22 protein-coding genes and 1 tRNA gene are annotated in these 23,142 nt (G+C 71.8%); 9 read left to right on the plus strand and 14 right to left on the minus strand.

The genetic code is table 11. The features are described 5' to 3' along the window. The 7 genes from ACFYVJ_RS18640 to ACFYVJ_RS18670 all read left to right on the plus strand — a co-directional run. On the plus strand, window positions 1-273 hold a 273-nt coding region (locus tag ACFYVJ_RS18640), incomplete at its 5' end, for a hypothetical protein (RefSeq protein ID WP_388892666.1). Between the two features lie 20 nt (window positions 274-293). After that, complete coding sequence (locus tag ACFYVJ_RS18645; protein WP_388892668.1) at window positions 294-590, plus strand: hypothetical protein; 297 nt, start codon at window positions 294-296, stop codon at window positions 588-590. Window positions 591-678: 88 nt separating this feature from the next. Continuing rightward, entirely contained in the window at window positions 679-1,419 is a 741-nt protein-coding gene (locus tag ACFYVJ_RS18650) for a DNA methylase (protein ID WP_388892670.1), read from the plus strand. Next, the gene (locus ACFYVJ_RS18655; protein WP_388892672.1) at window positions 1,416-2,252 is read left to right on the plus strand and encodes a bifunctional DNA primase/polymerase; all 837 of its coding nucleotides are present in this window, start codon (window positions 1,416-1,418) and stop codon (window positions 2,250-2,252) included. The genes ACFYVJ_RS18650 and ACFYVJ_RS18655 overlap by 4 nt, the downstream gene beginning before the upstream one ends. A 2-nt stretch (window positions 2,253-2,254) precedes the next feature. Beyond that, entirely contained in the window at window positions 2,255-3,730 is a 1,476-nt protein-coding gene (locus ACFYVJ_RS18660) for an ATP-binding protein (protein ID WP_388892673.1), read from the plus strand. 443 nt (window positions 3,731-4,173) lie between these two features. After that, window positions 4,174-4,368, plus strand: coding sequence for a helix-turn-helix domain-containing protein (locus ACFYVJ_RS18665; RefSeq protein WP_388892675.1), 195 nt, complete (start codon window positions 4,174-4,176; stop codon window positions 4,366-4,368). A gap of 68 nt (window positions 4,369-4,436) precedes the next feature. Continuing rightward, on the plus strand, window positions 4,437-5,822 hold the full coding sequence (locus tag ACFYVJ_RS18670) for a tyrosine-type recombinase/integrase (RefSeq protein WP_388892677.1): 1,386 nt from the start codon (window positions 4,437-4,439) through the stop codon (window positions 5,820-5,822). Between the two features lie 42 nt (window positions 5,823-5,864). Here the strand turns inward: ACFYVJ_RS18670 and ACFYVJ_RS18675 are convergent. The 5 genes from ACFYVJ_RS18675 to ACFYVJ_RS18695 all read right to left on the minus strand — a co-directional run bounded on the left by ACFYVJ_RS18675 (window position 5,865) and on the right by ACFYVJ_RS18695 (window position 12,181). Further along, window positions 5,865-5,941: transfer RNA gene (locus ACFYVJ_RS18675), tRNA-Thr, on the minus strand. Between the two features lie 80 nt (window positions 5,942-6,021). Further along, entirely contained in the window at window positions 6,022-7,620 is a 1,599-nt protein-coding gene (locus ACFYVJ_RS18680; protein WP_388892679.1) for an alpha/beta hydrolase, read from the minus strand. A gap of 93 nt (window positions 7,621-7,713) precedes the next feature. Continuing rightward, complete coding sequence (locus tag ACFYVJ_RS18685) at window positions 7,714-8,955, minus strand: DNA polymerase III subunit delta' (protein ID WP_388892681.1); 1,242 nt, start codon at window positions 8,953-8,955, stop codon at window positions 7,714-7,716. Between the two features lie 77 nt (window positions 8,956-9,032). Continuing rightward, window positions 9,033-10,910: a chaperonin GroEL gene (gene groEL / locus ACFYVJ_RS18690; protein WP_388892683.1), complete on the minus strand. Its 1,878-nt coding sequence runs from the start codon at window positions 10,908-10,910 to the stop codon at window positions 9,033-9,035. Continuing rightward, window positions 10,907-12,181 (minus strand): mannonate dehydratase, encoded by a 1,275-nt coding sequence (locus ACFYVJ_RS18695; RefSeq protein ID WP_388892685.1) that lies wholly within the window; start codon window positions 12,179-12,181, stop codon window positions 10,907-10,909. The genes groEL and ACFYVJ_RS18695 overlap by 4 nt, the downstream gene beginning before the upstream one ends. A 333-nt stretch (window positions 12,182-12,514) precedes the next feature. Here ACFYVJ_RS18695 and ACFYVJ_RS18700 point away from each other — a divergent pair, with 333 nt between their 5' ends. After that, window positions 12,515-13,927: a mandelate racemase/muconate lactonizing enzyme family protein gene (locus ACFYVJ_RS18700; RefSeq protein WP_388892687.1), complete on the plus strand. Its 1,413-nt coding sequence runs from the start codon at window positions 12,515-12,517 to the stop codon at window positions 13,925-13,927. Window positions 13,928-14,029: 102 nt separating this feature from the next. On the opposite strand, the gene ACFYVJ_RS18705 is transcribed toward ACFYVJ_RS18700, so the two are convergent. The 9 genes from ACFYVJ_RS18705 to ACFYVJ_RS18745 all read right to left on the minus strand — a co-directional run bounded on the left by ACFYVJ_RS18705 (window position 14,030) and on the right by ACFYVJ_RS18745 (window position 21,735). After that, on the minus strand, window positions 14,030-14,398 hold the full coding sequence (locus ACFYVJ_RS18705; RefSeq protein WP_388892689.1) for a hypothetical protein: 369 nt from the start codon (window positions 14,396-14,398) through the stop codon (window positions 14,030-14,032). Further along, window positions 14,388-15,218 carry an ABC transporter ATP-binding protein gene (locus ACFYVJ_RS18710; RefSeq protein ID WP_388892691.1) on the minus strand — a complete coding sequence of 277 codons (831 nt, stop codon included), beginning with the start codon at window positions 15,216-15,218 and terminating at the stop codon, window positions 14,388-14,390. Before ACFYVJ_RS18710 ends, ACFYVJ_RS18705 begins: the two co-directional genes overlap by 11 nt. After that, window positions 15,215-16,135 carry an ABC transporter permease gene (locus ACFYVJ_RS18715; RefSeq protein ID WP_388892693.1) on the minus strand — a complete coding sequence of 307 codons (921 nt, stop codon included), beginning with the start codon at window positions 16,133-16,135 and terminating at the stop codon, window positions 15,215-15,217. The genes ACFYVJ_RS18710 and ACFYVJ_RS18715 overlap by 4 nt, the downstream gene beginning before the upstream one ends. Beyond that, window positions 16,135-17,034 carry an ABC transporter permease gene (locus tag ACFYVJ_RS18720; RefSeq protein WP_388892695.1) on the minus strand — a complete coding sequence of 300 codons (900 nt, stop codon included), beginning with the start codon at window positions 17,032-17,034 and terminating at the stop codon, window positions 16,135-16,137. The genes ACFYVJ_RS18715 and ACFYVJ_RS18720 overlap by 1 nt, the downstream gene beginning before the upstream one ends. Further along, window positions 17,031-18,143, minus strand: a complete 1,113-nt coding sequence (locus ACFYVJ_RS18725) for an ABC transporter substrate-binding protein (protein ID WP_125939050.1) — start codon at window positions 18,141-18,143, stop codon at window positions 17,031-17,033. The genes ACFYVJ_RS18720 and ACFYVJ_RS18725 overlap by 4 nt, the downstream gene beginning before the upstream one ends. A 49-nt stretch (window positions 18,144-18,192) precedes the next feature. Next, a complete protein-coding gene (locus ACFYVJ_RS18730) occupies window positions 18,193-19,146 on the minus strand; it encodes a sugar kinase (RefSeq protein ID WP_388892698.1) in 954 nt (317 codons plus the stop codon). Between the two features lie 11 nt (window positions 19,147-19,157). Continuing rightward, window positions 19,158-19,811: an RraA family protein gene (locus ACFYVJ_RS18735; RefSeq protein WP_018841348.1), complete on the minus strand. Its 654-nt coding sequence runs from the start codon at window positions 19,809-19,811 to the stop codon at window positions 19,158-19,160. 53 nt (window positions 19,812-19,864) lie between these two features. Beyond that, window positions 19,865-20,635, minus strand: coding sequence for an SDR family oxidoreductase (locus ACFYVJ_RS18740; RefSeq protein WP_388892701.1), 771 nt, complete (start codon window positions 20,633-20,635; stop codon window positions 19,865-19,867). Window positions 20,636-20,790: 155 nt separating this feature from the next. Beyond that, window positions 20,791-21,735, minus strand: coding sequence for a LysR family transcriptional regulator (locus ACFYVJ_RS18745; RefSeq protein ID WP_101426487.1), 945 nt, complete (start codon window positions 21,733-21,735; stop codon window positions 20,791-20,793). A 234-nt stretch (window positions 21,736-21,969) separates the two neighbouring features. Between ACFYVJ_RS18745 and ACFYVJ_RS18750 the strand changes: the two genes are divergently transcribed. Continuing rightward, the gene (locus ACFYVJ_RS18750) at window positions 21,970-22,476 is read left to right on the plus strand and encodes a 2,4'-dihydroxyacetophenone dioxygenase family protein (RefSeq protein ID WP_388892703.1); all 507 of its coding nucleotides are present in this window, start codon (window positions 21,970-21,972) and stop codon (window positions 22,474-22,476) included. The last annotated feature ends 666 nt before the right edge of the window (window positions 22,477-23,142 follow it).

Raw genomic sequence — 23,142 nt, forward strand, 5'->3', positions numbered from 1 at the left:
CACATCCCCGCCGACGCCTACGACCGAGCACAGGCAACCGGCCAGCCCATCATCATCACCGTCCCGACCACGACCCGCCACGGCGTGCCGTGGCGAAGGTTACTCATTCCCGTCGCCATCGCCGCCGCCGCGGCAGCCGGCTGCTGGGGACTGGTCGTCGCAGTGTGCGCGCTGCTCGACGCGGCCACCCACGCCGCCACCGTCATCGCCGGCGCCGCCGGACCCCTCGGAGTCGGCGGCATCACCCTGCGACTCACCCGCGACCGACACTGAAGGGGAATCTCATCGCTTTCATGACCGTGAGCCTCATCGTCGCCGTCTGCGATCTGTGCGGGCGTCGCAACGTCGATTCCGAGTGCAGCACGTACTACACCACCCCGGAAGCCGCGGTGGCTGACCCCACCACCGTCTACACCGACTACGACGGCGCCACTGCATGGGCCCTGACCGCGGACGGACGGCTCATCTGCGACCGCGCCGATCAGGCACACCACGAACTGCGGATCGCTGTCCACGGTTGGCACCCCACCGGCGGCGCCATGTCGCTGACCTTCACCCCCGCGATGCAGCCTCACACCGCCCACCCCTAGCGACGCCCGGGGCGACCGCTCTTCTCGCCAAAGAACACGCGGTCGCCCCGGCCAACGGCCCACAACAGACCTGTTGGAGGACTCCAGCATGACCCAACCCACCGACATCCGGCGAGTGCCGGCCACGTTCCGGCCGTTACTGCTGGACCTGTTCTCCTGCGCCGGCGGCGCCGCCGCTGGCTACGCCCGTGCCGGATTCGAGGTGCGCGGCTGCGACATCGCCGACCGACCCAACTACCCCTTCCCCTACCACCGCGGCGACGCGCTGAGCTACCTCGCCCATCTGATCGCCACGGGCGAGATCCGCCGGTACGGGTTCGTGCACGCCTCCCCGCCCTGTCAGCACGGATGCGCGCTCACGGTGGGCACGAACCAGTCCCAGGGATGGGGCGGCACGCACGAAGACCTCGTGGCACCCACCCGCGAACTGCTCGACAAGACTGGCCTGCCGCACGTGATTGAGCAGCCCAACGGTCGCGCGGAGATCCGCAAGGACCTGACGCTGTGTGGGGAGATGTTCGGTCTCGGGGTGATCCGGCACCGCAACTTCGAGTTGGGCGGCTGGCGCATCGAGCGGCCGGCGCATGTGCCGCATCGGGGCCGGGTGCGCGGCTACCGGCACGGCCGCTTCTACGACGGCCCGTACGTCGCCGCCTACGGCAACGGCGGCGGCAAACCGACCGTCCCGGAGCTGCAAGCGGCCCTCGGCATCGACTGGACCGACGTGCGAGAGGAACTGACCGAGGCCATCCCCCCGGCCTACAGCGAGCACATCGGCCGCGCCGCGTACGCGCTGCTGTACGCCGGGCGTGTGGGGGAGGCGGCGTGAACGACTACCTGCCTGCCGCCCTTGGCCTTGCCGCATCGGGCATTCCTGTCCTGCCCCTGCGGGTGGGGAAGGTGCCGTTCGGCAACTGCCGCCGCTGCGCGGGCAACGCCTGCGGCGGTCGGCCGAACATGAGGACCCCCGGCCCCTGCACCTGCCCCGCACCGTGCCACGCGTGGGCCGCCGCCACGACCGACCCGGACGTGATCAGCTCCGGCATCTGGCGGCGCGCGTGGGTGCAGGCGGCTGCGGTCGCCTACCACCCGGGCGGGGCCGGGCTCACCGTCGTCGACCTCGACGACGCCGACGCCGTGGCCTGGGCCCGCGAGACCCTACCGCCTACTCAGACCGTGCCCACCACACGGGGCGAGCACTGGCTCTACCTCGGGCGAATGCAGTCCGCCAACGCGGTACGGCCCGGCGTCGACATCAAGTCCACGATGGCCTACGCACGCTGGCTCGGCTTCGGCACCGACACCATGACGACGCTGCCTGACACGGTGCGGGAACTGGCCGCCAAGCAGCCGCCGCAGGCCCGCCCGGCGGGGGCCGTCGCCGTGGCTGTGCCGGGCGGGCAGGGCCCGTGCCGGCACCGCACACCCGCATTCCTCGAACGCGGTATCGCGATGGCCGTGCAGCGCATCACCGAGGCCCGCAGCGCGGTGCACAACACCGTTTACGGCACGTTCCTGGCCGTGCTGTCCACGCATGGCCGGTGCGGCTGCCTGACTGAAGACCACGTGACGCGGCTGTTCGCCGCGGCGCAGGCCAAGGGCGAGACGGCCTGGCACTGCACCGACGCATGGACCAACGCCCGCAACCGGTTGGGACTGTAGCCATGTCCGACGACGACAAGACACCGGCCCGTGAGGTCATCGCCGACTATGCGCAGGCGAACTTCAGCTACTTCCGCACCGCGGACGGCACCGTGTACGCGCAGCGCAACGGCCACCCCGTGGCCCGCCCGATCCGCTCCCAGGGCACCACCGGCAGCCACCGCCAGGAACTCATGGTCGGCCTGTTCCGCGACGGATGCGGCGTCTTCAACGGCACCGCACTCAAGGAGGCGCTTGACCTGATCGAGGCACTCGCGCTCACCGAGGAAGTCCAGCCCGTGCACATCCGGGTGGCGCCCGGCTTCGACGGCGCGACCTGGCTCGACCTCGGCCGCAACGACGGCAAGTCCGTCCGTATCCACCCCACCGGGTGGGATATCACCACCCCCGACCCCCGCGAGGTGTGCTGGCGCCGTACGCAGCTCACCGGCGAACTGCCCCTGCCGACCAAGGGCACCAACGGCAAGGGCATCGACCTGTTGCTGCGGCTGTGCAACTTCGCCGGCGCAGAAACCGAGTGCCTGGCCCTGGCCTGGCTCATCGGGTGCCTGGGTCCGTCCGTGCCGGTGCCCGCGCCGTTCCTCACCGGCCCGCAGGGCGCCGGCAAGTCCACCGGCGGGCGGATGCTCGTGCGGGTCATCGAGGGCATGAGCAGCGACCTGCGCCGCGCCCCCAAGGACGAGGAGAACCTGACGGCGGCGGTGGCGGCCGGGTGGGTCACCGCGCTGGACAACCTCTCCCACCTCACCCCGGACCTGTCCGACGCGATGTGCTGCATCGTCACAGGCGCCGAGAACGTCAAACGCGCCCTCTACACCGATGGCGATGTGGTTCGCGCACGCTACCGCCGGCCGCTGCTCATGACCGGCATCGACGTCGGCGTCATCCGCCCCGACCTCGCCGAACGCCTCCTGCCGCTGCGCCTGGAACGGCCCAAAGTCCGGCGGACCGAGGCAGAGCTGTGGGCGGAGTACGAGGAGATCCTGCCCGTCGTCCTCGGCTCTCTGCTCGACCTCACGGTCCAGGTCCGCGCCGCCGAAGCGGAGACGCCCACGGACCTGCGGATGGCGGACTTCGCGCACCTGTGCGCGCAGCTCGACGTGGCCACCGGCCTGGGGGCGCTGAGCGCGTACCGGCGGAGCCTGGACGACCTCAACGACGACGTGATCGAAGGGGACCTGCTGGCGCAGACTGTGCTTCAGCACGCCGCCGGAATGGAGGCCGGTGCAGAGGAGCGGATGACTTCGGCTGAGTGGCTGCACTGCCTGACCCGCTTGTACGTCGGGGAGGACTGCCGTCCCCTGCCGAAGGGGTGGCCGACCACGGGCAAGGTACTCTCCGACCGGCTCAAACGGCTTCAGCCAACCCTGGCCGCCCGCGGCGTCCTCATCGACTGGGGACGCACCATGGCCGCCCGCTACATCGAGATGAGCCGCCCACCGGCCCCCGCCCCGCCGGAGCAAGAGCAGGTGTTCTGACCGCCGGCGTCAGGGGCCGTCCCGGACAAGCAAGAAGAGCACGCCGCGCCTGTTGTGCTCCTCTTGCTGTTCGGCGGCTTGCCGGCGCCCAATGGTCGCGCCGCGAAGCGGCTCCTTCTTCGCTCTTCACGCTTGAGAGCCGCGCACTACCAACAGACACCCCCCTCTCTTGTCCGAAGTAGAGGAACGCTGCGTCATCTGCGTCATGAGAGCCGAAAACCGGCCGCTGACCTGCGGCTACACCCATGACGCAGACGGCGGATCCTGCGTCATCCTGCGTCATCTGCGTCATGAGTGACACAGCCCTGCGTCATGGATGACGCAGCCACGAGCCCCTGCGTCATCCAAAACCGCAGGTCAGCGGCTCGGATGACGCAGATGACGCAATGACGCAGAAATCCGAACCTCGGACAGGAGCGACCCCGCCAAGGAGGTTGCACCGCATGAGCACCCCCGCCCCTGCCGACCGGCTCCTCTACACCCCTAAGGAAGCCGCCGGCGTGCTCGCCATCGGCCGCTCCACCCTCTACGAGCTGATGGCGGCCGGCGCCGTGAAGTACATCAAGGTGGGCCGCTGCCGTCGCATCAGGCGAAGCGACCTGGAGAGCTACGTGGCGGGACTCTCTCCCGCCGCCTGAACACCGCACCGCACATGAGGCGGTCCCGGACTTCGGTCCGGGACCGACTTTCTGCATGGAGGAAGTGCATGAGCCCACGTAAGCCCAACATGGCGTCATCCATCTATCTCGGCAGCGACGGATGGTGGCACGGTCGCGTCACCATGGGCGTCAAGGCTGACGGCAGCCCCGACCGCCGGCACCGCCGCGCCCGTACCGAGACGGAGGTCCGCCGCAAGGTCAGGGCCCTGGAAAAACTCCGCGACGGCGGCCGGGCGCCCAAGGCCGGGCGGGTGCCCACCGTGGAGCAGTGGATGGAGACGTATCTGACCACCATCGCGAGCCTGAAACTCCGGCCGCGCTCCCTTGATGACTACTGGTCCAAGACTCGCAACGACATCGTTCCGGGGGTCGGCAAGCACCGGCTCGACAAGCTGGGCCCAGAGCATCTGGAGAGGATGTACGCCGCCATGCTCGCCGAGGGGCACGCCCCCTCGCACGTGCTCAAGGTGCACCGCATCCTGTCCCGCGCACTGAAGATCGCCCATCGCCGCCGCATCATCGGTGAGAACGTCGCCACGCTCGTAGAGCCGCCCTCCCTGGAGGAGACCGAGGCGAACCCCTTCACCAGGGAGGAGGCAAAGGCGTTCCTCGAAGCTGCGGCGAAGCGGGCCACGTTCATGCGGTGGGTCGTCGGGGTCGGGATGGGCTTCCGGCAGGGCGAGACGCTTGGACTCCGCTGGCCGTACGTCGACCTCGACAATGAGCTGATCCATCCGCAGTGGCAGCTACAGCGGCTGACGTGGCGGCACGGCTGCAAGGACCCGCACGCCTGCGGCGCCCGGCTCCACCGCTTCGAGCCCTGCGCAGAGGGGTGCACCCGGCACAAGTCGTACACGCGTGGCTGTCCTAGGCCCTGCCCGAAGGGCTGCACTCGGCACGCCAGCACGTGCCCGGAGCGCAAGGGCGGCGGACTCGCCTTCACCCGGCCCAAGACGAAGAAGAGCACGGACCCCGTACCGATCCCGCCGCCGTTCATCCCTCACCTACGCGAGCACAAGGCACACCAGGAGGAGGCACGGGCCGCCGCGGGCGAGCTGTGGCAGGAGCACAAGGCGGTCTTCGCACGGCCGGACGGGCGTCCGCTGGACCCGCGGGCGGACTGGGAGGAGTTCAAGGAGCTGCTTGCCGAAGCGGGCATCGATGACCGGCGACTGTACGACGGCAGCCGTCACACCGCCGGCACGATCCTGAACGAGTTGGGGGTGGACATGCCCACCATCATGGAGATCCTTCGGCACACCCAGATCAGCCAGACGCGGCGGTACGTCAAGGGCCGATCGCACCTCTCGAAGGACGCCATGCGCCGCGTGGGAGACGCCTTCATGCCTCGCCCGGGGGCCACGTCTGAGACCAGAACTGAGACCGGGAGCACCCGAGCCGAACGCGCGCGGCGCCGCCGTCGCATCCGCTGAACCAAAAACCCCAGCTCAGAAAGATTCTGAGCTGGGGTCCAGTGGAGCCGCCTAAGGGAATCGAACCCTTGACCTACGCATTACGAGTGCGTCGCTCTGGCCGACTGAGCTAAGGCGGCAGGTTGCGGGCCGGGGCCCTGGCAACGGCGACAAGTTTACACAGTTCCTCGGGGTCCTCCGCACGCGGTTTGGGAGTGGGCTACCGGCAGCGCTTGCCGTCCTCGGGCGGGGTGCCGTCCAGGAGGAAGGTGCCGACCGCGTCGTCGATGCAGCCGTTGCCGCGGGCGTACGCCGTGTGGCCGTCGCCCTCGTACGTCAGCAGCACGCCCTCCTTGAGCTGGGCCGCCAGGCTCTCCGCCCAGACGTACGGGGTCGCCGGGTCGCGGGTGGTGCCGACGACCAGGATCGGGTCGGTGCCCGCGGCCTCGATGCGGTTGGCCTCGCCGGTGGCCTCGACGGGCCAGTCGGCGCAGTTCAGGGCGGCCCAGGCGAAGTCGCGGCCGAAGACCGGGGAGTCCGCCTCGAAGTCCGGGACCAGCTTCTCGACGTCCGCCGGGGTCTCGAAGGGCGGCGGCTGGTCGATGCAGTTCACGGCGGCGAAGCCGTACATCATGCTGCCGTACGAGCCGTCCGCCTCGCGCTCGAAGTACATGTCCGCCAGCGCCAGCAGCCCGCTGCCGTCCCTGCGCTCCATCGCGTCCGTCAGGGAGTCGCGGAGCTGCGGCCAGAAGTCCTCCTGGTACATGGCCATCAGCACGCCCATCGTCGCCAGCGGCTCGCCCAGCTTCCGCTTCTCGCCGGTCGGCACCGGCTTCGAGTCGAGGCGGTCCAGGAAGTCGCGGAGCTGCGTGCCCGCGTCCTCGGCGCTGCCGGTGCCCAGCGGGCAGTCGGAGCGCTCGACGCAGTCCGCGGCGAAGGAGTCGAAGGCGGTGGTGAAGCCGGCGTTCTGGTCGAGGTTCAGTTGCCGGGAGGTGAGGGACGGGTCCATCGCGCCGTCGAGGACCAGGCGGCCCGCGCGCTGCGGGAAGAGGCCCGCGTAGGTGGCGCCGAGCATCGTGCCGTACGAGGCGCCGACGTAGGTCAGCTTCCCGTCGCCGAGGACGCCGCGGAAGACGTCCATGTCCCGGGCCGCCTCCTCCGTCGAGACATGGCCCAGCAGGTCGCCCGCGCGCTTCTCGCAGCCCTGGGCGAAGCGGTCGAACGACGCGGTCAGCGCCTCGACCTCGCGCTCGTCGTCGGGCGTCTGGTCGACCTGGGTGTGCGCCTCGAACTCCGCGTTCGTCAGGCACTTCACCGGCTGACTGCTGCCCACGCCGCGCGGGTCCATCGCCACGATGTCGTACCGGGCCCTGACGTCCGCCGGGTACCCGATGCCCGCGAAGTTCTGCATGAACTCGATCGCGGACGCGCCCGGGCCGCCCGGGTTCACGTGCAGCGAGCCCAGGCGCTCGCCCGGGTCCTCGGCCTGCTTGCGGGTCACCGCCAGCTTCAGGTCGCCGCCGGCCGGCTCGGCGTAGTCCATCGGTACGCGCAGCGTCGTGCAGTCGAAGCCGGGGGCGTCGTCGCACTCGGTCCAGCGCAGCTTCTGCTCGTAGTACGGCCTCAGGTCCGCCGGGGTCTTCGCCGGGAGCGGCTGGAGCACCTTGCTGACGCTGCCGGCGCGGGCGGCGCCGGCGGCGCTGCCGCCGGTGTCCGTACCGCCGTCGTCGGATCCGGCGGAGTCACACCCGGCGGCGGCGATCAGCACCAGCAGGGCGGTGACGGGTGCGGCCGTACGGAACAGGCTGCGGAATTCCATGCGCCTGAGCGTAACCGCTGCGGGTGGGGCCCCCACCCGGTCACCCTCTCCCCGTACGGGTGACAGGAGCGGGCGGGTGCGGCCTTCGGTCTCCTACGGTTTGCGCAGCGTCACCGTCATCGCCTCCAGCGCCAGCAGCGGGGCCACGTTCCGCTCCAGCGCGTCCCGGCACTCCATGATCGCGTCGATCCGCCGCAGCGTCGTCTCCGCGCTGCTGTCCGCCGCGATCCGCCGCAGCCCGTCCCCCACGTCCGCGCACGGCAGCAGCGAGGCGTCGGCCACCGCGCCGAGCTGGAGCGCGAGCACGTCCCGGTAGAAGCCCGCGAGGTCGGTGAGGGCCAGGTCCAGGCTGTCGCGCTGGCTGCGCGTCGACCGGCGCTTCTGGCGCTCCTGGAGGTCCTTCATCACGCCCGCCGTACCGCGCGGCATCCGGCCGCCGGGCTGGGCGCCGAGCGCCGTGCGCATCTCCTCCGTCTCCTGCTCGTCCAGTTCCTGGGCCCGCTCCTTCGCCGCGTCCGCCGCGACCTCGACCAGTTCCTGCGCCGCGCGCAGGCAGCCGCCGATGTCGTCGACGCGCAGCGGTATCCGCAGCACCGCGGCCCGGCGCTCGCGGGCGCGGTCGTCGGTGGCCAGCCGGCGGGCCCGGTCGAGGTGGCCGCCGGCGGCGCGGGCGGCGGACTCGGCGACCGCGGGGGTGATCCCGTCGCGCTGGACGAGGACGGCGGCGACCGCCGCGACCGCGGGGGTGCTGAGGGAGAGGTGGCGGCAGCGGGAGCGGATCGTGGGCAGCACGTCCTCGAGCGACGGGGCGCACAGCAGCCACACCGTGCGCGGCGCGGGCTCCTCGATGGCCTTCAGCAGGACGTTGCCCGCGCCTTCCGTGAGGCGGTCGGCGTCCTCGACGACGATGACCTGCCAGCGGCCGCCGGAAGGGGCGAGCTGGGCGCGGCGGACCAGCTCGCGGGTCTCCTTGACGCCGATGGTGAGGAGGTCGGTGGCGACGACGGTGACGTCCGCGTGGGTGCCGACGAGGGCGGTGTGGCAGCCGTCGCAGAAGCCGCACCCGGGGCCGGCGGAGGCGCGGTCCGGGCTGACGCACTGGAGGGCGGCGGCGAACGCGCGGGCCGCCGTCGCCCGGCCGGCGCCCGGCGGTCCGGTGAACAGCCAGGCGTGCGTCATCGCGGAGTTGGAGGGCGGCGCGGCGGCCTCCGCGGGGTGGCCGCCGGGGGCGGAGGTGCCGGCTTCCGCCGTGACGCGGGCGTCGGCGGCGCGGGCCGCGGCGGCCAACTGCTCGCCGACCCGCTGCTGCCCGACCAGCTCGTCCCACACCGCCATGGCACCGTCCTTCCCTCGTCCGCCGACCATTGTGCTGCACGCCACTGACAGCCGGCCGCCGGTCGCTCCCCCGTCCCTCAGTGGTGGTGCCCGTGCCCGTTGCCGCCGTGCCCCTTGCCGTGGTGGTGGCCGTGGCCCCGGCGGCGCCAACTGACCGCGTCCGGATCCCGCGGCGCCCGGTCGACCACCAGGGCCCCCGCGGTCAGCATCAGCCCCGCCACGGAGGCGGCGTTCTCCAGCGCGGTACGGGGCACGCGGACCGGGTCGAGGACGCCGGCCGCGGGCAGATCGCCGTACGTACCGGTGTCCGCGTTCCAGCCGTGGCCCGGCGGGAGGGCGGCCGTCTCGGCGACGACGCGGGCGCCGTCCGCGCCCGCGTTGTCGGCGAGCTGCCGCAGCGGGGCGGTGAGGGCGGCCCGTACGGCCAGGGCCCCCGCCCGCTCGTCGGCGGACAGGGCGCGGGCGGTGTCCCCGCCGGGCGCGGCTCCCGCGGTGCCGGTCCCGTTCGTCGCCGTCCCGGCGGACACCGTACGGGCCACGCCCCCCGGCTCCGTACCGCCCAGCAGCGCGTCCACCGCCGACCGCGCCCCCGCGAGCCCCGTGCCGCCGCCCGGCGTGACGCCCTCCGCGAGCGCCGCCCGTACCGCAGCCACCGCCCCCGCGACGCGCTCCCGGCGCTCCGCCCGCTCCGGGTCCGTGGCGCCGCCGACCCGCAGCACCGCCACCCCGCCCGTCAGCCGGGCCAGCCGCAGCTCCAGCACCTCCCGGTCGAAGTCGGACACCGCCTCGGCCAGCGCGTACTCCAGGTGCGACACCCGCCGCGCCACGGCCTCCGCGGCACCGGCGCCCCGCGACACCGTCGTCGTCCGCCTCGTCACCACGATCCGCTCCGCCCGCCCCAGCGACGACAGTTCCGTGTCGCGAAGCAGCATCCCCTTCTCGGGCAGCACCACGTCCGCCCCCGTCAGCGCCGCCAGGTCCTCCAGGTGCGCCAGCCGCCGCGCGCCCAGCGCCGGTGCGGGGACAGCCGCGGAGAGAAGCGTGCCGCGCAGTCTGTTGGCGACCAGCGCCGCGAGCGCGTCCTGCTGCACGGAGTCCGCGACGACCAGCAGCGGGCGGCCGGTGGCCGCGACCCGCTCCATGACCGGCAGCAGGTCCTCGGGCCCGGCGACGCGCCCGTGGTGGAGCAGGATGTACGGGTCCTCCAGCACCGCCGTGCCCTGCTCGGGGTGGGTCATCATGAACGGGCTGAGGAAGCCGCGGTCCAGCCGCAGCCCCTCCGTGAACTCCAGCTCCACGTCCGCCACATGCGCCTCCTCCACGGAGATCGCCGCGTTCCGCCCGGCCTTGGCGAAGGCGCGGGCGACCAGCTCGCCCAGCTCGGGGTCGCGGGCCGCCGCGGCGGCGACCCGGGCGGTGTCCCGCTCGCCGTCGACGGTGCGGGCGGTGGCGGTCAGGTGCGCGGCGGCCGCCGCCGCGGCGGCGTCGAGGCCGCGGCGTACGGCGACGGGATCGGCCCCCGCGGTCACCGCGCGCAGCCCGGCCTCGAAGAGCGCCCGGGTGAGCACGATGGTCGTCGTCGTGCCGTCGCCCGCGGCGCGGCGGGTACGGGTGGCGGCCTGGCGGACGAGGGAGGCGCCGAGGTTCGCGTACGGGTCGGAGAGCAGGACGGCGTCGGCGACGGTGGCACCGTCGCGGGTGGCCACGGGGCCGGCGGCGGCGCGGGCCCCGGAGCCGGCATCCCCGGCACCCGCCCGGGAACCGGGTCCGGGTCCGGAACCGGACCCGCCGGCCCCGGACCCGCCGCTACGGGAGCCGGCCGACCCCGGCCCCGTACCGCCCAGCACCACCAGCCGCCCGCGCGGCCCCAGCGTGACCCGGGCCGCGTCCGCGACCGCGGCGACGCCGCGGCGCAGCGCGGCCCGCGCCGCGTCCTCGAAGAGCAGTCCGCTCACTGCTCGTCGTCGTCCCCGCGCCCGAACCGGCCCCGCTCCATGATCAGCGCGGCCTGCATCATCGCCCGCGCGTAGCCGGTGTCGTACAGCTCCATGCCGTGGCCGCCGCCGCCCACGTCCTTGTACTGGTTGCTCTGGTCGGAACCGTTCTCCCGGTCGAAGTCGTTCGCGCGCGGGTGCTCGGCGAGGATGCCGCGCGGGTAGCCGGCGCGCACGAGCTGGCGCATGAAGCCGAACATGTCGGTCTCGCCGTTGTCCGGGAACACCTCGGCGTACTTCACCTGCGGCTCGTCCACGCGCACGTTGCGGTAGTGGATGTGGTTGACCCGGTCCTTGCGGCTCATCCAGCGCAGGAAGTCGACGGAGTCGAAGCCGACCTCCGCGGTCACGCCCGCGTGCACGGTCATGCCGTTCGACGGGCTGTCGACGGTCTCGACCATCCGCTTCCAGTCCGGGACCGAGCCCATGATCTGCGGGTTGCCCCGGCTGATCGCGGCGGGCGGGTCGTTGGGGTGCACGGCCATGCGCACGCCCGCCTCCTCGGCGACGGGTATGACCTCGCGCAGGAAGTGCTCGTAGTGCTCCCAGAGTTCGTCGCGGGTGAACGCGGGCACGCCGTCGGGGCGCGGGAGGTCGCGGACCTTGACGCCGTCCACCTCGTGGTCGAGGTCGAAGGCGGTGTAGCCGGCGCCGATGCGGTCGGTCTCGTCGATCTCCTCGTAGTAGCCCTCCTTCAACCGGTGGACGTACCAGTTGTATTCGACGACGTCGATGCCGGCCTCGCCCGCGGCCCGCAGCGAGGTCTTCATGTCCTCGATGGCCTGGTCCCTGCCGTCCTCGCCGCGTACCACCGCGTCCGGGGCGCTGATGAGGTACGCGGTCACGTGCATGCCCATGTCCTCGATGCGCTCGCGGTCGGCGCGCATTTCGGCGGCGTCCCAGGGGGCCGGGGGCACGTCGGTGACGAGCGCGCCGGTGATGCCGGCCTGCCGCCAGCGGCGGACGGTGGCCTCGCTGGGGTTGCGGGACATCCACTGGCAGAGCTTGGGGGTGTCGGGTCCTTCGCGGACGTCGTCGGGCCAGTTCAACTGGGGGAACGGGGCGTTGCCGCCGGGGCCGGAGCCGCCGCTGCCGCCGCCGCCCGGGCCCGGCGCCGCGAACGCCGAACCCGCGGCGCCCGCCGAGGCGCCGATCGCCGCGGCCGCGGCGGCTGTGGAGCCGCGCTTGAGGAAGGACCTGCGCGAACTGCCGTCGTGCGCGGGGGATTCCATACGTCACCTTCGCTTTCTGAGCTCTGCCGGCTGCCTGATGCTGCGGTAGTGCGTCGTGCGTGGCGCGTAGTACGTGGTGCGTACAGCTAGTGCGTCGTACATGGTACGCAGCCACGCAGGGGATGCGCGCAGCGTACGTACGGGATCCAGCGCCGTTAAGGGCGAGTTGCGGATGGCGCCATTCGGGAACCGAATCGAGCGGCCGGCCCTGCACGCATTCGCTTTCCTGATGAATGCATACGGAAACTAACGCGGCGGGACCGCTCCCAAGCCTCGGGACCCGCGCCTATGGTGTGCCGCAGAATTCCCGGAATCCTTACGGAGGACCCCCACATGCAGGAATCCGAGAACGGCACCGGCACGCGTTCCAGGCGTACCGTACTGGGACTCGGCGCTGCCGCCGCCACGGGCGGCCTCGGGCTCGGCGCACTCGCATTCCGACCGGCGGAAGAACAGGTCGAGTTCCTCACCCAGAAAGTCACCAGGGCCTCGAAGCCGAGCAAGCTGAAGATCACGGACCTGCGGGTGGCGGTGCTGGAGGGCGTGCCCTTCACCAGCCCGATCGTCCGCATCGAGACCAATCAGGGCATCTCCGGCTGGGGCGAGGTGCGCGACGACGCCGACAAGCGCTACGCGCTGGAGCTGAAGAGCCGGCTCCTCGGCGAGAATCCGTGCAACGTCGAGATGCTCTTCAGGCGCCTCAAGCAGTTCGGCAACCACGGCCGCCGCGGCGGCGGTGTCTCAGGTGTCGAGATGGCGCTGTGGGATCTGGCGGGCAAGGCGTACGGCGTGCCGGTGTTCCAGATGCTCGGCGGCGCGTACCGCAGAAAGATACGCCTCTACACCGACACCACCGAGTCCGAGGACCCGAAGGTCTACGCGCAGCGCATGAAAGAGCGCGTCGAGATGGGCTTCACCTTCCTCAAGATGGACCTCGGCCTGGAAATCGTGCAGGACCTGCCGGGCGCGGTCGTCGGCAAGAGCCTCTACGACGGCAACCTCCAGCAGTACGACGGCACGCCCGGCGGCTACGGCATGACCGAGCACGGCCTGACCATGGTGCAGATCACCGACAAGGGCCTGGACGCCATGGCGGAGTACGTGGAGGCGGTGCGGGACGCCGTCGGCTACGACGTCCCCATGGGCATGGACCACTTCGGCCACTTCGACGTCAACACCGCGATCCGGCTGGCGAACCGCTTCGAGCGCTACAACCTCGCCTGGCTGGAGGACCTGGTGCCGTGGTTCCGCACCGACGACTGGAAGGAGATCACGAAGGCCGTCAACGTCCCCACGATGACCGGTGAGGACATGTACGGCCTGGAGGCGTTCCGTACCCTCGTCGACGAGGGCGCCGTCGACCTGATCCAGCCCGACCCGGCGACCGCCGGCGGCATCCTGGAGACCAAGCGCATCGGCGACTACGCGCGCGAGCAGGGCATGGCGATGCCGCTGCACTACGCGGGCTCGCCGATCGGCGCGATGGCCAGCGCGCACATCGCCGCCGCCACCGAGAACTTCGTCTGCCTGGAGTACCACGCCAGCGACGTGAAGTTCTGGAACGACCTCATCGCGGGCGGCGAGCCGCTGCTCAAGGACGGCTTCTACCACCTGACCGACGCGCCGGGCCTCGGCGTGGAGCTGGACGAGAAGGAGATGGCCAAGCACCTGGCCGAAGGCGAGAAGCTGTTCGCGCCGACGAAGGAGTGGAACGACAACCCGGCCTGGGACCGCACCTGGAGCTGAGCCGGTACCGGCCCGGACGGCGATCCGGACGGCAAGGAGCCCGTACGCACCCGACCAGGGTGGTGCGTACGGGCTCCCGGCTTCAGCGCGCGGGGCGCGCGCTCACCGCCCCGCCGGGGTCTCGTCCTCCGGCGGCACGATGCGCTCGATCCAGTACTCCCGCGCCAGCGCGTCCACGCCCGCGGGCGCCACGCCGCGCAGATGCACGGTGTTGCCGTCCGTACCGGCGATCCGGCCGTGCTTCTGCATCCGCAGGATGTGGTACCGCTCCGGCGGGAAGCCCAGCTCGACGTCGGCGGAGAAGCGGCCGCGCATGTCGCGCTCGTCGCCGACCGCCGGGTCGACCTTGCCGCTCGCCTGGACGGTCAGCCAGACCTGGTACGCGACGATGAGCAGGACCAGGATGAGCAGCCGGCGGATCGTGGGGCTGCGGACCGCCCTCAACGCCAGCGACTGCCGTTCAGGCGGCATCGGTCGCACCTCCCGCGTCGTCCGTCGCGCCGGCCGTCGCGCCGGCCGCCGCGCCCTCGTCGTCGACGAGCAGCTCGTTGACCCGGTTCGCGATCTCCCGGAACTCCGGCATCTCCAGCGCCGTACGCCACTCCCGCGGCCGCGGCAGGTCGACGGTGACGATCTCCCGTACCCGGCTCGGCCGCTTGGACAGCACCACGATCCGGTCGGAGAGGAACACCGCCTCGTCCACGTCGTGGGTGACGAAGAAGACCGTCGGGTGCCGCTTCTCGAAGATGCGGGTCAGGTCCTCCTGGAGCTTGCGCCGCGTCTGCGCGTCGATGCTGGCGAACGGCTCGTCCATCAGCATCACGGCCGGCTCGTTGGCCAGCACGCGGGCCACGCCCAGGCGCTGCTGCATGCCGCCGGACAGCTCGTGCGGGTACTTGTGCTCGAAGCCGCCGAGCCCGACCAGCTCCAGGAACTCCTTGCCCTTGGTGTCCCGTTCCGCCCGCGGCACGCCCTTCATCCGCAGCCCGAAGACCACGTTGCCGAGCACCGTCTTCCAGGGGAAGAGCGCGTGGCTCTGGAACACCACGCCGCGGTCGGGTCCCGGGCCGCCGACCTCCTGGCCGTCGACGACGACCGAGCCCTCCGTGAGGTTCACGAAGCCGGCGACGATGTTCAGCACGGTCGTCTTGCCGCAGCCGCTCGGGCCGAGCACGGAGACGAACTCGCCCTCGTTCACGCTGAACGAGACGTCGCCGATGGCGGTGACCTCCTCGCCGCTGTACGCGTCGACGTAGTTCTTGTGCAGTCCTGTGATCTCCAGCGCCGTCATCCGTCGGCCTCCAAACTCCGTACCATGCCCCACCGTTCGACGGTGGCGCGCTCGAACGGCGCCAGGACCATGGCGTCGAGCGCGTACCACAGGATTCCCAGCACTGCCATGCCCAGGAACACCTGGCTGATGTCGCCCACCCGGCGGGCGTCGAACATCATGAAGCCGACGCCGCTGGTGCCGACGATGATCTCGGCGGCGACCAGGGCGCGCCAGCCGTAGCCGAGCCCGGTGCGGACGCCGCCCGCCACGGACGGCAGTGCGCCCGGGAGGATGACCTCGAAGAACACCCGCGTCCTGCTCGCGCCGAGGCTGCGCGCCGCGCGCAGCAGTTCGCGCGGCACCTGCTCCACACCCGCCACGACGCTCAGCATCAGCGGGAAGACGATCGTGTAGACGATCACGAAGGTGACCGCGGTGAGGCTGAAGCCGAACCAGACGATCACGATCGGCAGCCAGGCGATGTCGGCGACCGCCTGGAAGAACAGCAGGATCGGCCAGAAGAACCGGCGGACCTTGGCGAACATCGCCACCACGAAGCCCATCGGCAGGCCGATGGCCAGGCCGAAGCCGACGCCGTACGCCAGCCTGGTCAGCGAGTCCGTCAGGTAGCCGGGCAGGATGCCCTTCTCCATCAGGTCGCCGAACTCCTCGACCACCCGCGGCGGGCCGACGAAGAACGCCTCGTCGAACACGCCCATCTCGGCGACCAGCCACCACAGCGCGATGACCGGCACGAACGGGCCGAGGGTGCGGAACGCGGCGCGGCGGGTGAGCCAGAGCCAGACCTTGCGGGCGCGTACCACGCCCGGGCTCGCGCCCTTGCGCGGCTTGCGCCCCGCGGGCGGGCGCCGTACGGGCCCGGCTGCCTTGGCGGAGTCGGTCGTCGCAGCGGTACCGGTGGTGTCCGACGCCATCAGCCCCTCCCTCCCGTCATGCCCCAGCGCTCCACCGTGCGCTTCTCCAGCGGGGCCAGCATCAGCCGGTCCATCAGCAGCCAGAGCACGCCGATGATGACCATCGAAGCGATGATCACGTCGGTCTGGAAGTACTTCTGCGCCTGGAACAGGGCGTAGCCGAGGCCCGCGTTGCTCGCGATGATCTCGGCGGCGACCAGTCCGCGCCAGCCGTAGCCGAGGCCGACCCGCAGGCCGGTGACGACGCTGGGCAGCGCGCCCGGCAGCAGCACCTCCCAGAACATCCGCAGCCGGCTCGTGCCCATGCTGCGTGCGGCGCGCAGCAGTTGGGTCGGGATCTGCCGGACGCCGAGCATCGCGTTGTACGTGATCGCGAAGAACATCGCGTTCCACACGATGAAGATCACGGCCTTGTCGCCGTAGCCGAACCACAGGGTGGCGACGGGGATCCAGGCGATGCCCGCGAGCGCCACGGAGAACCGCAGCAGCGGGGAGAAGAACGCCGACAGCGCCGCGCTGGAGCCCAGCGCGATGCCGAAGGGCAGGGCGGTGGCGATGGCGATCACCGAGCCGATGCCCATGCGGCGCAGGCTCGCGCCGAGGTGGTCGAAGAGCTCGCCGCTGGACCACATGTCGCCCAGCGCCGAGAGCACGTCGCCGACCTGCGGGAAGACCCGTAGCGGCGGGTCGGTGATCGCGACGACCACCAGCCACACCACGACGAGCAGCGCGAGCGGGGTGAGGAACCACAGCGCGGAGATCGCCCGCGCGGCCGGGGTGTTGGCCGCGCCGCGCTTGCGCTTGCGCTGCTGCCCCGGCGGCCGGCCGCCCGGCCGCGGCCGCCCCGTGCTCGGGGCGGCCGCGGCCGTGGCCTGTTTCTCGGTACGGGGCGTGGTCACGACGGGCATGCCTCGGCGGCGGTGTCGCGGTCGAAGGTGTACCCGCCCTCGATCGCCGCCGCGTCCGGGACGGGCGGCAGGTCGGCGAAGAGGTCGGGGTTGTCCTTCATGACCTTGAGGATCGGCTCGGGCTGGAAGTACTTGTTGACGTCGAAGCCCTTCTCGACGTTGCCCTGCTCGGCCAGCAGCCCCGCGAGGGTGTCGAGCGCGAGGTAGTTGCAGGCGGAGAAGCGGCCGTCGAGCTGCTTGACGTTGTGCTTCATCGCCTCCTGCGCGACCGCCTTCTCGGTGCCCGGCAGCCAGCGCGTCGCCGAGTCGGCGGCGTCGTCGGGGTTCTCGCGCATCCACTGGTCGGTCTGCGCGCGGGCGGTCAGGAACTGCTCGATGACCGCGGGGTTCTTCTCGGCGTAGTCGCGCGTGGTGACCAGGTAGCCGATGAACGGGATGTAGCCGCCGCCGCGCAGCACTTCCTTCGCGCCGTCGACCTGCCCGGTCATCGTGATCGGCCACGGGTCCCAGACGATGCCCGCGTCGATGCCGCCGGTCTCCAGCGCGACCGCCATGTCCGGCGGCTCGGTGTTGACGATCTCGATGTCGCCGGCCTTCAGCCCCGCGTCGTCCAGCAGGCCGAGCAGGTAGAGGTGGTTGATGGAGCCCTCGGAGACGCCGATGCGCTTGCCGCGCAGGGTCGAGAGGTCCTTGCCGTCGATGCCGGAGTCGCCGCCGGCCACCACGGCCATCGTCTCGTCGATGCTGAGCTGCGAGGACGAGCCGGTGTAGTTGCCGACGAGCACCAGGTCGATGCCCTGCTGGGCGGCGGCGATGGCCGGGGTGCCGACCTGGACCACGTCGACCTCGCCGGCCTGCAGCGCGTTCAGCGCGTCGACGCCGGTCGGGTAGGGCTCCTTCAGCTTCACGTTGAGGTTCTGCTCGTCGAAGTAGCCCGCCTCGACGCCGGCCGGCAGGCCGATCTGGTCGATGGCGGAGACGTACCCGGCGGACAGCTTGGTCGGCTCGGTGCCGCCTGCGCCACCGTCGACGTCGTCGTCCACGGTCGAGTCGCTGCCGCAGGCGGCCAGCAGCAGGGCTCCCGAACAAGCCGCCGCCACTGCTATGTGACGTGTTGCGCGAAACATGAGTCTCTCCTGATCCGTACGGCTACGGGGCTGGTGTGGGAGCGCCGGGGAGCAGCGCGTCCACCGCGGCCCGGTGCGGAATCGGCAGGACCGCTCCCGGTCCGGTGGTGGTGAGCGCGGCGGCGACGGCCGCGTAGCGGGCCGCCTCCAGCGGTACGGCACCCTCCAGGAGCCGGGCCGCGAACGCGCCGTCGAAGGTGTCGCCGGCCCCAGAGGGGTCGACGGCCCGCACCGGGTGGGGCGGAATGCGGGTCACGGTGCCCTCGTGGGCCAGCAGGGCGCCCTGGTCGCCCATCTTGAGCACGACGATGCCGGGGCCGCGGCGCACGAAGGCGTCGAGGACCTCCTCGGGCTCGTGCAGGCCGGTGAGCAGCCTGCCCTCCTCCAGGTTCGGCAGTGCCACATCGCACAGCTCGATGCTGCGCATGACCACCGCGCGGGCCCGTTCGACGGGCCAGAGCGCGGGGCGGTAGTTGGGGTCGTAGCCGATCAGCGTGCCGCTGCCGCGGGCCAGTTCCATGGCGTGGAAGGCCGCGTCGCAGGCGGACGGGCTGATCGCCTGGGTGATCCCGGTGACGTGCAGCATGCGCGCCCGCGCGATCGCCTCGGCCGGCACGTCGGCCGGGGCGAGCCGGCTGGCCGGCGAGTCCGCGCGGTAGTACGTGAACCTGCTGGCCGCGGGCGTACGGGAGATGAAGTAGATCCCGGTACGCCCGCCCGCCTCCCGGACGACGTGCTCGGTGCCGACACCCTCGCGCTGCCACAGCCGCAGCAGGGCGTCGCCGAAGTCGTCGTCGCCGATGCGGGTGACGTATCCGGTGCGCGCGCCGGAGCGCTGCGCGGCCACCGCGAAGTTCGACGAGTCGCCGCCGTAGCCGACGGCGAAGTCGTCGCCGGGACCGACGGGCTCGCGGCCCTCGGCGCGGGCGTTGAACTCCAGCAGGGGCTCGCCGATGGCGAGGATGTCGTTGTCCATGTCCGCCGCCGTCAGATCCGCTGGTACTTCTCGAGGCCGCCGCGCAGCGAGCCGGACTCGCGGATGAGCCGGGTCTGCTCGCGCTCGCGCTCCTCGATGTCCGTGGCCAGCGCCAGCACCTCGGCGACCAGTTCCAGCGGCACGCACACGACGCCGTCGCTGTCGGCGACGATCAGGTCGCCGGGGCGTACGGACACGCCGCCGACCTCGACCGGCTCGTTGAGCGAGACGGTCCGGTAGCGGCCGACGGTGGTGGCCGGGACGGCGCCGCGGGCGTAGATGGGGAGTTCGGGGTAGTCGCGGCGGATCTCCTCGACGTCCCGTACCCCGGCGTCGAGTACGGCGCCGGCGATCTGGTTGGTGACGGCGCCCGCGGCCATCAGGCCGCCCCACACCGCGACGTCGGCGCCGCCCGCGGCGATGCAGATGACGCTGCCCGGCGCCGACTCGTCGATGGCGCGCAGCGCGTGCGTGGGGGGCTCCGACACGTGGGAGGGCACCTCCTGCACCGTCACCGCGGGGCCCACCAACTTGCCCGGCAGCACCGCTTTGATGCTTCCGGTGAGGTAGCCCCGTACGCCCTTCTGCTCCACGGCGTCCGCCACCGACGCGGTGGCTATGCCGTGGAAGGCCGCGATGGTCTCCGGCGGGATGGTCGTCGTCATCTCGTGTTGGCTCCGATCTCGTACGTGCGTGCTGTATCGCGGCGGCCGGGGTCTCAGCGCGACAGCCAGCCGCCGTCGACGGCCAGGACGTGGCCGTGGACGTAGTCGGCGGCGGGCGAGGCGAGGAACACCACGGGTCCCGCGATGTCGGCGGGGCGGCCCCACCGCCCTGCGGGGATGCGGGCGAGGATCTCGCTGCTGCGGACGCCGTCGGCGCGCAGCTCCGAGGTCACGGCGGTGTCGATGTAGCCGGGGGCCACGGCGTTGACGTTGACGCCGCGGCCGGCCCACTCGTTGGCCAGTGCGCGGGTCAGTCCGACGAGGGCGTGCTTGCTCGACGTATACGACGGGACGTACATCCCGCCCTGGAAGCTGAGCACCGACGCGATGTTGATGATCTTGCCGTAACCGCGCTCCAGCATGCCCGCGCCGATGGCCCGGGTCAGCTCGAATGCGGCGTGCAGGTTCAGCTCCACGACGTCGTACCAGTCGGCATCCCCGAATTCCGCGGCCGGGGCTCTGCGAATGAGCCCCGAATTGTTGACCAGAATGTCCAGGTCGAATCTCTCGACGAGTTGACTGATCTCACCTCTGCGGGCCCCGGCATCGGTCAGGTCGACGTGCACGCGAGTGACGGAAACTCCCAATTCAGCGGCCTCTTTGGCCACCGGATCGAGATTGTCGCGCTCCGACAGCAATACCAAGTCGGCGCCGACGGCCGCGAGTCCGAGCGCAACTGCACGCCCGATTCCGCTGCCCGCTCCCGTAATGAGCGCACGACGGCCGTGCAGATCCCCGGTCGGGGAATCGGACTCCTCCGTCAACGCCCCTCTCCCTTCATTCGGTCCCAGCCGTGCATGGTTCCGGCTACGGAAACATTAGAAGCGGACTGCCAGGGCGTTAAGACTGAATTGCGAATGACAGTATTCGCAAAGCTGATGTGCCGGGCCGCACCGGACGGATACGTACGCACGCCCGGTCACGCCGCGGCGGGCACCGCGTGGGTGCCGGCCGGGATCCGGGCCCGGACGATGGCGCGGAGCAGCGTACGGGCCGACGGCGTGAGCGGCCGCGAGGAGTCCCAGCAGACCGCCACGCGGCGCTCCGGAGCCCCCTTCAGCCGCCGTACGCGGACGCCGTCGACGTCGGCGACCTGGGCGGCCAGCGAGTTGGTCACGCCGACGCCGATGCCCTGGCGCACCATCGAGACCAGCGTCTGCGGCTGGTTGGTGGCCTGCACGGGCTCGATCTCGTGGCCGTTGTCACGGAAAGTCCGGTACGTCTCGAAGTCGGGCGTCTCCGGGGCGTCGAGCCGGCCGATCGAGACGATCGGGTGCTCGGCGACGGCGTCGACGGACAGCGGGTCCGGCACCTCGGCCAGCGGGTGCTCGCTGGGGTGGATGGCGACCAGCGACTCGCCCCACAGCAGCCGGCTGCGTACCGAGGCGGAGGACGGCGGGGGCGACATCGGGCGCAGATACACGTCGACGGCGCCGGAGGTGAGGGCGTCGTCGAGCTCCAGCGTCGACCGCTCCACCAGCACCACCCGCACCTCGGGGCTCGTCCGCGCCAGGCCCTGCAGCAGGGCGGGCACGAACGCGGCGCTCGCGCTCGGGTACGAACCGAGCGTCACCACGCCGCGGGCGCCGCTGCGCCACGGGGCCATCGCGGCCTCCGCGGACTCCAGCGCGCGCAGTATCTCGTGGGCGTGGTCGGCGAGGACGACGCCGGCCTCGGTCAGCTCCACGGGGCGCTTGCGGCGGTCGAAGAGGGGCAGGCCGATCTCGCGCTCCAGCGCGGCGACGTGCATGCTGACGCGGGGCTGCGACCTCTTGGTGGACTCGGCCGCGGCGACGAAGCTCCCCGTTTCGATGACCGCGAGGAAGGAGACGAACCATTCCAGCCTGACATCCGGGTTCAACATCTTGCCCTCACTCCGCACCGAAGCAGCGCGTCTTCCCGCCCAAACCAGCCCGACCCAGCCCGATCAGCACAACGGCACCAGTGATCAACAGCCGTCCTCAGGCTAAGTTGCGGGCTAGCGGGGGGCAACAGTCGTGCACCGCGTAATGCTCGTGACAGCCATATCCGCCCGCCGAATGCCGCTATTCGAAAGTCGGCCCTTGACCAGCATTCGGACAACTGGCTTCGTGGGGGGATGGCCAATGAAGTAGCCCCCGCCGTCATCGCGGCGACCACGTCGCTGCCGCCCGAACTCGCCGTCGCCGCCGTCCCCGAGGACGAGCGCGTGTGGGTGCCGCAGGCGCCCAATGTGTGGTTCCGGCCGCTGCTCTTCAATACGGTGACGGGCCAGTGGTGCAACCTCCTGAAGGTCACCGCCGCCGGCATCGTCTCCCGGCACCGGCACCCGGGCGCGGTCTTCGGGTACGTGATCAAGGGCAAGTGGCACTACTACGAGCACCCGTGGGTGGCCGAGCAGGGTCACTTCGTCTACGAGCCGCCGGGCGAGATCCACACGCTGGCGGTGCCGGAGGACTGCGCGGAGATGATCACGTTCTTCAACATCAGCGGCGCGATGATCTACCTGGACGAGGAGAACCGGAACACGGGCTACGAGGACGTGTTCACCAAGATCGACATGGCCCGCGCCCACTACGCGGAGAACGGCCTGGGCGCGGACTACGTGGACCAGTTCATCCGCTGACGCCCCGCGGGCCGGCACGTACGGACGGGGCGGCGGAGCGCGGCAGGCCGCGGACGCCGGCCCCGGCGGTGCGTGCGGGACGCGGCGGCGCACGCGTGCGGGCCGCGGACGCGGATACGCGGCTGACCCCCGTCCTGCGTCCCGCGTACGTCGCCGACGCGAGCACCCTCGTAGCCGCGCGTACCTCGCGGACGCGACCGCCGTCGATCGAAGTGCACCGCGGACGCGGACACGGCCGTAGGAACGCGTACGCCGCGGACAGGAGCACTCCCTGGCCCGCTCGCACGACCGCGGTCACGGACGCCCGCGCGCCCACGCCGCGGCGCGCTCTCCCGGCTCCGGTACGCCCCGCGCGTACCGGCACCGGCGAGGCGTCCCGAGGCGCCGGCGCCGAAGTAGTGCACGCGCGCGCTTCGGCGACGGGGCCCGGCAGGTGTGCCGGCGCCGTCCCGCACCGGGCGCCGTACGGGCGCACGGCCCGGCTCGGCAGCCGCCTTCAGCCACACGTACCGCGGGCGACCCGCCCTGCCGGCAGCGGCGGCGCCCGGCGGGAACGATCGGCGACCTGCACCACGCACGCACGCCTGCCGCAGCCCGCGGCAGCGCACACGCTGCCCCTCGCACCCCGGCGCCGCGACCGGCCCGGCCCTCCCGGCAACCGCCCGA

It is taken from the genome of Streptomyces sp. NPDC004134, assembly GCF_042874195.1.
GTDB lineage: Bacteria > Actinomycetota > Actinomycetes > Streptomycetales > Streptomycetaceae > Streptomyces.